The 12,690-nt window shown below is 64.3% G+C and carries 13 protein-coding genes; 4 read left to right on the top strand and 9 right to left on the bottom strand.

Annotated elements, in window-relative coordinates; translation table 11 throughout:
* Nucleotides 1-2 precede the first annotated feature (2 nt).
* From flgJ to flgF, 5 genes are all read right to left on the bottom strand, one after another.
* Nucleotides 3-1,244 (bottom strand): flagellar assembly peptidoglycan hydrolase FlgJ, encoded by a 1,242-nt coding sequence (flgJ, locus tag IB273_RS12540; RefSeq protein WP_192224191.1) that lies wholly within the window; start codon nt 1,242-1,244, stop codon nt 3-5.
* Between the two features lie 10 nt (nt 1,245-1,254).
* Nucleotides 1,255-2,400, bottom strand: coding sequence for a flagellar basal body P-ring protein FlgI (locus IB273_RS12535; RefSeq protein WP_081519260.1), 1,146 nt, complete (start codon nt 2,398-2,400; stop codon nt 1,255-1,257).
* An 11-nt stretch (nt 2,401-2,411) separates the two neighbouring features.
* Nucleotides 2,412-3,104, bottom strand: coding sequence for a flagellar basal body L-ring protein FlgH (gene flgH, locus IB273_RS12530; RefSeq protein WP_081519259.1), 693 nt, complete (start codon nt 3,102-3,104; stop codon nt 2,412-2,414).
* Nucleotides 3,105-3,284: 180 nt separating this feature from the next.
* Nucleotides 3,285-4,070 (bottom strand): flagellar basal-body rod protein FlgG, encoded by a 786-nt coding sequence (flgG, locus tag IB273_RS12525; RefSeq protein WP_081519258.1) that lies wholly within the window; start codon nt 4,068-4,070, stop codon nt 3,285-3,287.
* Between the two features lie 56 nt (nt 4,071-4,126).
* Nucleotides 4,127-4,870 carry a flagellar basal-body rod protein FlgF gene (gene flgF, locus IB273_RS12520; RefSeq protein WP_192224190.1) on the bottom strand — a complete coding sequence of 248 codons (744 nt, stop codon included), beginning with the start codon at nt 4,868-4,870 and terminating at the stop codon, nt 4,127-4,129.
* A 417-nt stretch (nt 4,871-5,287) separates the two neighbouring features.
* Here flgF and IB273_RS12515 point away from each other — a divergent pair, with 417 nt between their 5' ends.
* From IB273_RS12515 to IB273_RS12500, 4 genes are all read left to right on the top strand, one after another.
* Complete coding sequence (locus IB273_RS12515; RefSeq protein ID WP_192224189.1) at nt 5,288-6,874, top strand: flavin monoamine oxidase family protein; 1,587 nt, start codon at nt 5,288-5,290, stop codon at nt 6,872-6,874.
* 20 nt (nt 6,875-6,894) lie between these two features.
* Entirely contained in the window at nt 6,895-7,335 is a 441-nt protein-coding gene (locus IB273_RS12510) for a c-type cytochrome (RefSeq protein WP_192224188.1), read from the top strand.
* Nucleotides 7,336-7,373: 38 nt separating this feature from the next.
* Nucleotides 7,374-7,883 carry a RidA family protein gene (locus IB273_RS12505; protein WP_192224187.1) on the top strand — a complete coding sequence of 170 codons (510 nt, stop codon included), beginning with the start codon at nt 7,374-7,376 and terminating at the stop codon, nt 7,881-7,883.
* 92 nt (nt 7,884-7,975) lie between these two features.
* A complete protein-coding gene (locus tag IB273_RS12500; RefSeq protein ID WP_192224186.1) occupies nt 7,976-9,694 on the top strand; it encodes a thiamine pyrophosphate-dependent enzyme in 1,719 nt (572 codons plus the stop codon).
* Between the two features lie 80 nt (nt 9,695-9,774).
* On the opposite strand, the gene flgE is transcribed toward IB273_RS12500, so the two are convergent.
* From flgE to flgB, 4 genes are read right to left on the bottom strand one after another with little or no spacing between them, the layout of a single operon-like run.
* On the bottom strand, nt 9,775-11,082 hold the full coding sequence (gene flgE, locus IB273_RS12495; RefSeq protein ID WP_192224185.1) for a flagellar hook protein FlgE: 1,308 nt from the start codon (nt 11,080-11,082) through the stop codon (nt 9,775-9,777).
* 27 nt (nt 11,083-11,109) lie between these two features.
* A complete protein-coding gene (gene flgD / locus IB273_RS12490) occupies nt 11,110-11,805 on the bottom strand; it encodes a flagellar hook assembly protein FlgD (RefSeq protein ID WP_412548079.1) in 696 nt (231 codons plus the stop codon).
* A 22-nt stretch (nt 11,806-11,827) separates the two neighbouring features.
* Nucleotides 11,828-12,271, bottom strand: a complete 444-nt coding sequence (gene flgC / locus IB273_RS12485; protein WP_045212156.1) for a flagellar basal body rod protein FlgC — start codon at nt 12,269-12,271, stop codon at nt 11,828-11,830.
* Between the two features lie 5 nt (nt 12,272-12,276).
* Nucleotides 12,277-12,684 (bottom strand): flagellar basal body rod protein FlgB, encoded by a 408-nt coding sequence (flgB, locus tag IB273_RS12480; RefSeq protein WP_081519255.1) that lies wholly within the window; start codon nt 12,682-12,684, stop codon nt 12,277-12,279.
* Nucleotides 12,685-12,690 lie beyond the last annotated feature (6 nt).

Genomic DNA, 12,690 nt, shown 5'->3' with positions numbered 1-12,690 from the left:
CTTCACAGTGTGCGAGTCGGGGTGTCGGCCATCGCGACGGTCTGGTAGACCTGCATCTGCTTGGCGATCTGGTTCACCTTGCGCGCGTACTGCGGGTCGGTGGCGTAGCCGGCACGCTGCAGTTCCTTCATGAACTGATCCGGACGCGACGCGGAATCCAGCGCGCCCTGGTAGCGATCGTTGTTCTGCAGGAAGCTGACGTAGTCTTGGAAGCTCTGCTCGAAGGAGTTGTAGGCACGGAACGAAGCCACTTCCTTCACTTCCTTGCCTTTCTCGAATTCGGTGGTGGTGGCGCGGGCGGAGTCGCCCTTCCAGCTGGAACCGGTCTTGATGCCGAACAGGTTGTGGCTGCTGCTGCCGTCGCGCTGGGCGATCATCTTCTTGCCCCAGCCGGTTTCCAGCGCGGCCTGGGCCACCAGGTAACGCGGGTCGACACCGATGCGCTTGGCCGCGCGCTCGGCCATGGGCAGCATGGTGCTGATGAAGTCGTCGGCCGAAGCGAACATCGACTTGCCCGGCCTGGTGGAGATCGCCGAGGTATCGATATCGGCCACCGCCACGGTGGTGTCGATCTGTTTGGTGTAGGCCTGGCTGCCGCGCCAATCGTTGCTGGCCAGCTGTGCCGGCTGGTTGGCGGTGGAAGCCACGGAGCTGTCGGCGCCCGGCACCAGGCCTGCAGCGATACGCTGGGCGAGCTTGCCCGGCAAGGCAAGGCGACGGGCGTTCAGCGCCTGGCGATCGTCACGGCCGGCTTCGGGTTGCGGCAAGGCCTTGCCGTTGGCGGCAAACACGCTCGGGGTCTTCTGCCGGTCGGACGCAGCAGCGGTGGCCGCAGCGCTCTGGGTGCCGTCGGTGGCCGCCTGGGTGCCGGTCTGGGCGAAGGGGTTGTTGCCGGTGTGGCGGACGCCCTGCATCTTTTCCATCTGCTTGACCAGCACGTCGGCCAGGCCGATACCATGCCCCTGGGTGGCCAGAGACACGGACAGCTGATGGTCGTACATGTCCTGGTACTGCTTGGCCGCTTCACTGTTCATCGGGTTGTCCTTGGCGAACACCTCGTTGGCCGAGCGCATGGATTTCAGCATCTCGTTCATGAACAGCGATTCGAACTCCTGGGCGACCTTGCGGATGTTCCCCGCGCTGTCGCGGTTCGCGCCGGTCTTCATCGCCGACAGGCGATTGAGGTCGGAGTAGGAACCGGAGTCGGTAGTGGAGGTACCAGCAGAAAGCAGTCGGGCGTCCACGGCGGCGTCCTCAGATCACGATCAGGTCGGCTTGCAGCGCGCCGGCCTGTTTCAGGGCTTCGAGGATCGCCATCAGGTCGCCGGGCGCAGCGCCCACCTGGTTAACGGCGCGTACGATTTCATCCAGGGTGGTGCCGGGGCCGAACTTGAACATCGGCTTGGCTTCCTGGTTGGCGCTCACGTTCGAGCGCGGGACGACGGCAGTCTGGCCGTTGGAGAACGGACCGGGCTGGCTGACGATGGGGTCTTCGGTGATGGTCACGGTCAGGCTGCCGTGGGTCACGGCGGCCGGCGAAACGCGCACGTTCTGGCCGATCACGATGGTGCCGGTGCGCGAGTTGATGATGACCTTGGCCACGGCTTCGCCGGCCTGCACATCGAGGTTCTCCAGCACGGACATGTAGTCCACGCGCTGGTTCGGGTCCAGCGGCGCGCTGACGCGTACCGAGCCACCGTCCACAGCCTGGGCGACGCCCGGGCCGAGCAGTTCGTTGATGCGGTCGACGATGTGCTTGGCGGTGGTGAAGTCAGGGCGATTGAGGTTCAGGGTCAGGGTATTGCCCTGGTCGAAGCCGCTCGGTACCGCGCGCTCGACGGTAGCGCCCGCCGGAATGCGGCCGGCCGACGGCACGTTGACGGTGATCTTGGAACCGTCGCGGCCTTCGGCGTCGAAGCCGCCGACCACCAGGTTGCCCTGGGCCACGGCGTAGGTCTGGCCGTCGATACCCTTGAGCTGGGTCATCAGCAGGCTGCCGCCGCGCAGGCTCTTGGCGTTGCCGATGGACGACACGGTGATGTCGATGGCCTGGCCCGGCTTGGCGAACGGCGGAAGGTCGGCATGGATGGACACCGCCGCGACGTTCTTCAGCTGCACGTTGCCCGAGCCTGCCGGCACCTTGATGCCGAACTGCGCCAGCATGTTGTTGAAGGTCTGCAGGGTGAACGGCGTCTGCGTGGTCTGGTCGCCAGTGCCATTGAGGCCGACGACCAGGCCGTAGCCGATCAGCTGGTTATTGCGCACACCCTGGATGGTGGCGATGTCCTTGAGCCGTTCGGCATGGGCGGCCGGCACGGCGAACAGCGCGCAGGCCAGCAGCGCGCCGCCGAGGCGGAGCGCGCGGGTCAGGCCGAGGGATACCTTGCGAACGACAGTCATCGTCATCACCCTCAGAACGGGAACAGCGGGCTGAGGAAGAAGCGGTCGAACCAGCCCGGCTGGCTCGCATCGGCGAACGCGCCGGTGCCCGAGTAGGTGATGCGCGCATCGGCCACACGAGTGGAGGCGACGGTGTTGTCGGTGGCGATGTCGTCGGCGCGGATCAGACCGGCAATGCGCACCAGCTCGTTGCCGGTGTTCAGGGTCATCCACTTCTCGCCGCGCACGGCGAGGATGCCGTTGGGCATGACGTCGGCCACGGTAACGGTGATCGAGCCCGTCAGGCTGTTGCTCTGCCCGGCCGCGCTGTCGCCCTTGGTTTCGCGGTTGCCCGAGTACTCGGCGGAGAGGCTCAGGTCTCCGCCGCCCACCGGGTTGTTGGTAGTCAGGCTGCTGCCGAACATCGAGGTCAGGCCGAGCTTGTTGCTGCTGTCCTTGGAGATGTCCGAGTTGGCTTTCTTGCTCGCCTGGGTCTTCTCGTTGAGGGTGATGGTGATGATGTCACCCACGCGGAAGGCCTTGCGGTCGCCGTAGAGGTTGTTCTCGAACCCGGCCTGGTAGATCGACCCATTGTTCTGGGCAGCCGGCGCAGGCGTGCGCGGCAGCACCGGAGCGTAATAGGGATCGTCCGGCTTGGGCGGAGGGCTCACGCACCCTGCCAACGCGGCGATGGCCAGCAGCGGAAGGAGGTGGGAACGGTTCATCTACAGCTACCTCTCGGGGAGAGCGACTACGGGATCACAGTGGCCCAAGGACCGGTTTTTCCAACGACCGCGCGAGCTAGGTCAGGCAAGGCGAAATCGAATTAGGAAGCGGAGTTGGCTCCAGCCAATGAGCATTCCTAATTCGATTTCAACGCCGCATGGCCGACGCGCAGCCGGTTGTTACAGGTTCTGGGTGACGAAGGAGAGCATTTGGTCCGCGGTGGAGATCACCTTGGAGTTCATCTCGTACGCGCGTTGGGTGGTGATCATGTTCACCATCTCTTCCACCACGCTGACGTTGGAGTTCTCCAGGGTGTTCTGCAGCACGGTGCCCAGGCCGTTCAGGCCAGGGGTGCCGACCTGGGGCGCGCCGCTGGCGGCGGTTTCCAGGAACAGGTTGTTGCCGGTGGCCTGCAAGCCGGCCGGGTTGATGAAGTCGGCGGTCTGGATGTTGCCGATGATCTGCGGCGTCGCGTTGCCGGCGACGGTGACCGAGACAGTGCCGTCGTTGCCGACGGTGAAGGTCTGGGTTTCAGCCGGGACGACGATGGCCGGCTCCAGGGCATTGCCGTTGGAGGTGACGATCTGGCCGTCGGAGTTCAGGTGGAAGCTGCCGTCACGGGTGTAGGCGACAGTGCCGTCCGGGGTCAGCACCTGGAAGAAGCCACGACCGTTGACCGCCATGTCCAGCGGGTTGTCGGTGGTCTGCAGGCTGCCGGCGGTGAAGTTCTTCTGGGTGCCGACGATGCGCACACCGGTACCCAGTTGCAGGCCCGAGGGCAGCTGGGTGTCCTGGGTCGAGTTGGCGCCGGGCTGACGCTTGATCTGGTAGAGCAGGTCCTGGAACTCCGCGCGGTCGCGCTTGAAGCCCGTGGTGGACACGTTCGCCAGGTTGTTCGAGATGGTGGTCAGGTTCATGTCCTGGGCGGACAGACCGGTCTTGCTGACCCAAAGTGCCGGAAGCATGTCGTTCTCCTCGGGCGCCGGATTCGTGGCGCCTTGGACGGTTAATCAGGTTCTTATCAGCTGAATTGCAAAACACGCGCCATCGACTGGGAGTCTTCTTCGGCGGTTTTCATCATCTTCACGTGCAACTCGAACTGGCGAGACAGCGCCAGGATCGAGGTCATCTCGTCGACAGCGTTGACGTTGCTGGCTTCCAGCACGCCGGACTGCACGCTGGCATTGGCATCGACCTGGGGAGCGGGCTGGCCCGACTTCATGCGGATGAGGCCGTCGCTGCCCTTCTCCAGTTGCTTGGCGTCGGGAGTCACGAGCTTGATGCGGTCGACGGTAGCCAGTGCATTGGGGTTGTTGCCCTGACCACGGATGGTGATGGTGCCGTCCTCGCCGATGTCGATCTTTTCTTCCGGCGGAATCGCGATCGGCCCGCCGTTGCCCATCACCGGCATGCCGTCGCTGGTGCGCAGCTGGCCGAGGGCGTCGATTTCCAGGCTGCCGGTGCGCACGTAGGCTTCGCCGCCGTCCGGCGCCTGCACGGCGATCCAGGCATCGCCCTTGGCGGCGACGTCGAGGTCACGGCCGGTTTCCTGCAGGGAGCCGGTGGTGAAGTCGGTCGCCGGACGTTCGCTCATGGCGAAGACGCGCGCCGGAAAGCTGTCACCGAACACGGGCATGGCGCGAGCTTGCTCGAAGTCGCGGCGGAAGCCGGTCGTGGAGATGTTCGCCAGGTTGTTGGCGTGAGCCTGCATGGCTTTGGTGTTCTGGCTCGCGCCGCTCATGGCGACATACAGCATCTTGTCCATCGAATCCTCCGTACCCCAGCTGATTGCCGCTGTAGGCGTCTGGATGCTGAGCAAGCAAGTGCCGTACCAATCGCTAAAAATCAACTCAACCAATTGATTTTTAATAATTATTTAAAAAACACCGGCAATTGCCTGCGCCAAAGCGGCGACGCTCTGCCGCCTGCGGCAAGACCAGGGCCTGCGGCCAATGCTCTCTCTTCTCATACGCAGGTCAGCATTTTCCCATCGCATTTTGCGCTCTGGCTCTACGACTCCTTGGCACACGAAGTAGGAAGCGCCGCTGTCCGACGAATCTTCAAAGCGTCAATGAACCGTCTGCATCAGCAATCAGGCGTCATTTACGGCCGTGGCGGGTGCTAAAGCTGCTCAGTCCGTTCGGACTAATTCACCCCCCCTTCCTGAAACGAGTGCTTACCCATGAGTAACTCTTCGTCCTCTCTGACACGCCGCAACCTTCTCTCCATGATCGGCATGGCCGCCGGTGGCGCGGTGCTGTACCAGGCCATGACCAGCCTGGGTTATGCCGCAGTGCCGCCCTATCGCGGCCCGGTGAAGCTCGACGGCGACCCCAAGGGCGCCAGCGTGCTGATCCTCGGCGCGGGCATCGCCGGCCTGGTGGCGGCCTACGAGCTGCGCAAGGCCGGCTACAAGGTGCAGGTCCTCGAGTACAACGCCAAGGCGGGCGGCCGGTCCTGGACCCTGCGCGGCGGCGACGAATTCACCGAGCTGAGCGGCATCAAGCAGGTCTGCCGGTTCGATGAAGGGCAGTACGTGAACCCTGGTCCGTGGCGCATCCCGTACAACCACTACGCCATGCTCGACTACTACAAGGAACTGGGCGTCGGCCTCGACCCGTTCTTCCAGGTCAACTACAACGCCTACGTTCACGCCTCCGACGCCTTTGGCGGCAAGCCACAGCGCTTGCGACACGTGCAGTGCGACTACCAGGGCGGCATCTCCGAGCTGCTGGCCAAGGTGGTGGGCCAGGGCAAGCTGGACTCGCCGCTGACCAAAGAAGACCAGGAAAGGCTGCTCGAATCGCTGAAGGACTTCGGCGGCCTGGACAGTAACTACCGCTATTCGAAAAGCCTGGAAGCCAGCTCGCGGCGCGGTTATGACATCGACCCCGGCGGCGGCCTGATGCCGGTCGTGCAGTACTCCCAACCGACACAGTTGGGCGATGTGCTCAAGTCCGGCCTGTGGGAGGCGATCTCCCAGGGACAACTGTATGAATTCCAGACTGCGCTGTTCCAGCCTACCGGTGGCATGGACATGCTGCCCCGGGCCTTCGAGCGCGAGCTGAAATCCGTCCTGCGCTTCAACGCCAAGATCAGCAGGATCGAGCAGACCGACAAGGGCGTCACTGCCACCTACACCGACCTGAAGACCGGCAAGACCGATCACGCCAGCGCCGACTGGTGCATCTGCACCCTGCCCCTGTCGATCCTCAGCCAACTCGACATCAACGTCAGCGACAAGATGAAGGCCGCCATCGCCTCGGTGCCCTACGACACCGCCTTCAAGGCCGGCATCCAGTTCAAGCGGCGCTTCTGGGAAGACGACGAGCGCATCTACGGCGGCGTCACCCGCACCAACCTGCCGATCAACCGCATCAGCTACCCCATGGCCGGCATCAACCAGCCGGGCAAGGGCGTGCTGCTGGCGGCCTACACCTTCGGCGCCGACTCCTTCAAATTCAGCGCAATGACGCCCGAGGAACGCCTGAAGAAGGTCGTCGAGTATGGCGCGCAGATCCACCCGCAGTACCACGAAGAGTTCGACAACGGTATCAGCGTGGCCTGGCATCGCGTGCCCTGGACCAACGGCTGCTACGGCCTGTGGACCGAGGAAACGCGCAAGGAGCACTACGACAACCTGTGCCAGATCGACGGCCGCATCCTGCTGGCCGGCGAGCACGCCTCCTACATCCCCGGCTGGCAGGAAGGCGCCGCCCTCTCCGCGCGCGACGCCATCACTCGCCTCCACCAGCGCATCGTCGGCTGACCTTCCAGAGGATCACAACCATGCAACTGCGCATTTCCCTCATCGCCCTGCTATCCCTGACCTCGACCCTGGTACTGGCTGGCCCCGACCCCATGCGCCGGGACGACGCGATCTTCCAGCACGACAACAACAACTTCACCAGCACCGACGGTGCAGTGCTCTACCAGTCCATCTGCCAGGGCTGCCACATGGCCGAGGGCCAGGGCGCCCACAGCGGCGCGGGGATGTACCCCAAGCTCGCCGCCAACCCGCGCCTGGCCACTCCCGACTACCCCGCCGCCATCATGCTCAACGGCCTGCACGGCATGCCCAGCTTCAGCGCCTACCTGAACGACACGCAGATCGCCGCCGTCGCCAACTACGTCACCACGCACTTCGGCAACAAGAGCACACAGACCATCACCGATCAGCAGGTCAAGGAGCTGCGGCCACCCAAACCCATCGTTTACCAGGAAGGCTGATTTCGCGCCCACCGCCCTTCACAACAGAAGACTGACCGATGAAACGACTCAATCCCTTCGCCCTTGCGCTCTCCCTGGCCGTGCTGGCCGGCCCGCTCTGCGCCGGCGCCGCCGAGGTGATCCGCTACAAGCTGCCGGACTCCAACTTCCCCATCGCCCTGGCGGTGGAGGTGCCCGAGGGCTACTCGGAAATCCATATCAGTGGCCTGACGCCCGGCGCCGTGCCGCAGAAAGACCTCTCCGGCGCCACCGTGGTCTACGGCGATACCAAGGCCCAGACCATCAACGTCCTCCAATCCATCCAGGGCACCCTCAAGTCCATGGGTCTGGGCATGGGCGACGTAGTGAAGATGCAGGCCTACCTGGTGGGTGACCCGAAGAAGGACGGCAAGATGGATTTCGCCGGCTTCATGGAAGGCTACAACCAGTTCTTCGGCACCGCGGCACAGCCCAAGGTGCCGGCGCGCTCGGCCATCCAGGTCGCCGGCCTGTTCGACCCCGGCTGGCTGGTGGAGATCGAAGTCACTGCCGTGCGCAAGAAGCCCTGACGCCCCGCGCAACCGACGCCCGCAAAGGCGCCGGCCCACTCTTTCGCAGGGGCGCACGTCGCCCCTTCTCCGATGATTCAAAGGAGCCCGATATGAGCCAGACAGTGGCAGAACTCATGGTCGACATCCTGCATGGCGCAGGTGCCCGACACTGCTGGGGCATTCCCGGCGATACCCTCAACCACTTCACCGACGCCCTGCGTCGCCAGGGCGGCATCCGCTGGGTGCACGTGCGCCACGAAGAAGCCGGCGCCTTTGCCGCCGGCGCCGAAGCGTTGATCAGCGACACCCTGACCCTGTGCGCCGGCAGCTGCGGGCCGGGCAGCCTGCACTTCATCAACGGCCTGTTCGAGTCCCACCGCAACGGCCTGCCGGTGGTGCTGATCGCCAGCCAGATCCAGAGCGACGACCTGGGCTCCGACTTCCCCCAGGAGGTCGACTTCCTCCAGGTCTACAGCCGTTGCAGTGTCTACTGCGAGCAGATCCACAGCGCGCAACAGGCCGTGCACAAGACCCAGCAGGCCGTGCAGGAAGCGCTGAACAAGCGCGGCGTCGCCGTGCTGGTGCTACCGGCCGACATTGCCGGCCTGCCCGCGCCGACTGGTGCTAGGGCGCTGCCACCGATCACCCCACGACCCAGGGTGTGCCCGGCGGAAGATGAGCTGCAGAAGATTGCCGCGCTGCTCAACGCCGGCAAGTCCATCGCCATCTACGGCGGTATCGGCTGCGCCGGAGTTCAGGACGCGGTGAAGAAACTGGCGACGGCCCTGCAGGCGCCCATCGCCCACACCTCCCGCGCCAAGGACTTCCTCGAGCCGGACAACCCCTTCAACGTCGGCATGATCGGCATGATGGGCCATGAGTCCGGCTGCTACGCCGTCAGCCAGTGCGACACCCTGCTGGTCCTTGGCTCAGGCTTCGCCTGGCGGCAGTTCTACCCGGACCACGCCACCATCATCCAGATCGACATCCAGGGCAGCCACCTCGGCCGCCGCCACCCAATCAGCCTCGGCGCCGTCGGCGATGTAGGCAGCACCGTGGAAGCGCTGCTGCCGCTGATCACGCCACGCCAGGATCGCAGCTTCCTCGACCATTGCCTGGAGCGACACAGCAAGGCACTGGCCGGCCTGCGCGAACACGCCCAGCCGACGCACAACGGCTTGATCCGCCCGCAGTACCTGACCAGCCTGATCGATCGTCATGCGGCGGCAGATGCGATGTTCACTGCCGACGGCGGCTCACCGATGATCTGGATACTGCGCTACATCAGCGCCCTGTCTAGCCGGCGCACCCTGAGCAGCCTGGTCCACGGCACCATGGCCAACGCCATGCCGCAGGCCATGGGGCTGAAGGTCGCCTTCCCCGAGCGCCAGGTCATTGCCCTGTGCGGCGACGGCGGCCTGTCCATGCTGATGGGCGACCTGCTGACGTTGGTGCAGGAGCAGATCCCGCTGAAGCTGGTGGTGTTCAATAACAGCGCGCTGTTCTTCGTCGAACTGGAACAACGGGTGGAAGGCATGCTGGACGCCTTCACCAACCTGCAGAACCCGGACTTCGGCCGCGTGGCGGAGGCCATCGGCCTGTGGGGGCGCAAGGTGACGCACTGCGACGAGCTGGAAGCGGCCGTTGTCGAATGGCTGGCGCAGCCCGGCCCGGCACTGCTGGACGTGGTGGTCAACCAGGAACTGGTGATGCCGCCCAAGGTCGCCCCCGCGGCGGTGCGGGGCATGGCCCTGTACGCCGCCAAGGCAGTCATCAGCGGGCACGCCGGTGACGTGGTGAAGATGATCGAGAACCACCTCGCTCGCTGACGCTTCACTTGCAGGAAATGCGAGCAGCAATGAAAAAGGCCCCGCCGGTTTTCCCGGCGCGGCCTTTTCTCATGACGACATCAACGCAGGTTGATGATGGTGTCGGAGATGGTGCTTTCGGTCTGGACGGTCTTGGCGTTCGCCTGGTAGTTGCGCTGCGCCACGATCAGGTTCACCAGTTGCGCGGTGAGGTCGACGTTGGAGTCTTCCAGGGTTCCCGAGCCGACCGAGCCGAGGGTGCCGGAGGTGGGCGTGCCGATCACCGCCTCGCCCGAGGCCAGCGACTGCTTCCAGCCGGTGTTGCCCACCGGGGTCAGGCCCTGGGTGTTGGCGAAGTTGGCCAGGATCACCTGGCCGATCACCTTGGACTGGCCGTTGGTGTAGGTGGCGTACATCTGGCCGTCTTCGGCGAACGACAGGCCGGACATCTGGCCGGTGGCGTAGCCATCCTGGGTCACCGCCGTCACGGCGAAGGAGCCGTTGGTCTGGGTGGTCTTGGTCAGGTCGATGCTGATGCCGCCAGTAGTGCCTGACGCGCCGTTGGCACCCCAGGTCACCGGGTTGGTGGTGGAGTCGGTGACGGCGGCCGGCGTCCAGCCGGTCAGGGTCATGGTGTTGTCGGCATTGACGGTCATGCCGGTGGAAGTGATGCCCGTCAGCTGGCCGGCGCTGTTGAAGGTGATGTCGCTGCTCAGCGGCGTGGTGCTGGTCGGGGTCTGCGGGTTACGCCCGTCCACCAGGGTGTACATGCTCCAGTTGTTGGCGCTGTCCTTGACGAAGTAGTTCGTCATGGTGTGCGAGTTGCCCTGGGAGTCATAGATGTCCACGGAGGTCGACCAGTTGTAGCTGTCCGAGTCGGTGGCATCGAACGGCGTGGTAGTCGGCGTGGTGGCGTTGGAGTTCAGGCTCAGGGTCGAAGTGATCTTCGAGGTCGGGCTCGGCGGCTGGTTGGCGGTGTCGACCTTCAGGTCGGTGATCACGCCATTGACGATGTTGCCGTTGCCATTGACGCCATAACCCTGCAGGCGATTGCCCGAACCATCGACGATGTAGCCGCTGGCGTCGGTATTGAAGGTGCCGTTGCGGGTGTAGACGCGGCTGCCGTTGTCGCTGGTCATGAAGAAGCCGTTGCCGCTCACTGCCAGGTCCAGGCTGCGACCGGTGGTGCTCAGGTTGCCCTGGGTGAATTGCTGCGAAACGGCCTGGGTGACCACACCGTTACCCACGGCGATGCGGCCGGTGCCGAGCATCGAGGAGGCGTAGAGGTCGGCGAACTCGGTCCGCGAGGATTTGAAGCCGGTGGTGCCGACGTTGGCAATGTTGTTGCCGGTGACGTTCAGGTCCATCGACGCGGCGTTGAGTCCACTCAGGGCGGTATTGAAAGACATGTGTTGCTCCTGTGCCGAAACGCGGCGTTATTTTCCGATGGTCTGAATGCTGGAGGCGGAAACGGCGCCGATGCCAGCCAGGTTCAGGGACATTTCCCCGCCGTTCTGGCCCAGCGTGACGCTGTTGACCGTGGCCGGCAGGTAGGTGGTCAGGGCGGTACTGGTACCGTCCAGGCTGGCGCTGGCCTTGACGGTGTAGGTGCCGGCAGCCACCAGTTCGCCGCTGTCGTCCTTGCCGTCCCACTTGAAATCGATGTTGCCGGCCTTCTGGCTGCCCATGTCGACGGTGCGGATCAGGTCACCCGAGTCGTCGTAGATCTTCAGGGTCACACCATCGCCGCCGGACGGCATCACCAGGGTGCCGTTGACGCCAGCGCTCGGGTCATCGACCTGCACCTTGCTGGAATTGACGATCACCGAGCGCCCGACCAGCGAAGAAGCCTGCAGGGCCTGCGACGACTGGAACGACGAATAGAAGGTGCCCAGGGTGGTATCCAGGTTCTGCATGCTCTCCAAGCTGCTGAACTGCGCCAGCTGGGAGACGAACTCGGTGTTGTCCTGCGGGTCCAGCGGGTTCTGGTTGTTCAACTGGGTGACCAGCAACTGCAGGAAGGAATCCTTGCCCAGCGCGCTGGTCCCGGTCTCGCTGGTGGTCGACGAACTCGACGACCCGGAGTTGAGCGAGGACAGGATCGAACTCGTGGTGCTGTTATCGGTATTGATGCTCATGGGGCGTCCTCTGCGCTTACTGACCCAGGGTCAGGACCTTCTGCATCATCTGCTTGGCGGTGTTCATCATTTCCGCGTTGCTCTGGAAAGAACGACTGGCGGAGATCATGTCGGCCATCTCCTCCACCACGTTGACGTTGGGGTAGTAGACGTAGCCGTCCTTGTCGGCGGCCGGATGGTTCGGCTCGTAGCGCGGCACCAGCGGGCTCTGGTCCTCGACCACGCCCAGCACCTGCACGCCGGAACCGGCCTGGTCGGTCTCGCCGAACAGCGAACCCTGGTCGCCGCCCTGGGCGTTCTGCAGCATGGTGGAGAACACCGGGTGACGGGCGCGGTAGGTCTGGTCGATGCTCGAGGAGACGCTCTCGGCGTTTGCGATGTTCGACGCGGTGGTGTTCAGACGGGTGGTCTGGGCACTCATGCCGGTACCGGCGATGTTGAAGACACTGGCGAGCGACATGGCGATTACTCCCCGCGCAGGGCGTTCATCAGCCCTTTGAATTTGCTGTTGAGGAAGGTGAACGAGGCCTGGAACTGCACGGAGTTTTCCGCGTAGTTGGCTTGCTCGATCTGTTCGTCGACGGTGTTCTGGTCAACCGAAGGCTGGTTCGGGATGCGGTATTTCACCGACTCGTCACCCATGCCGAAACCATCGGCGGCAATGTGATGCGAATTGGTCAGGGTCGCGCTGAAGGTGCCGTTCTTCAGCTTGTCCGACTGGGCTGCCAGCACCGAGGCGAAATCCAGATCGCGCGCCTTGTAGTTGGGCGTGTCGGCGTTGGCCAGGTTATTGGCCAGGACTTCAGCGCGCTGGGAGCGGAAGTTCAGCGCTTGCTGGTGGATGCCGAGGGCTTTGTCGAAGCTGATGCTCATGGTCAC

The sequence above is a fragment of the Pseudomonas sp. PDM19 genome, from assembly GCF_014852215.1.
Taxonomy (GTDB): Bacteria; Pseudomonadota; Gammaproteobacteria; order Pseudomonadales; family Pseudomonadaceae; genus Pseudomonas.
This window is presented reverse-complemented; position numbering and strand designations above follow the sequence as displayed.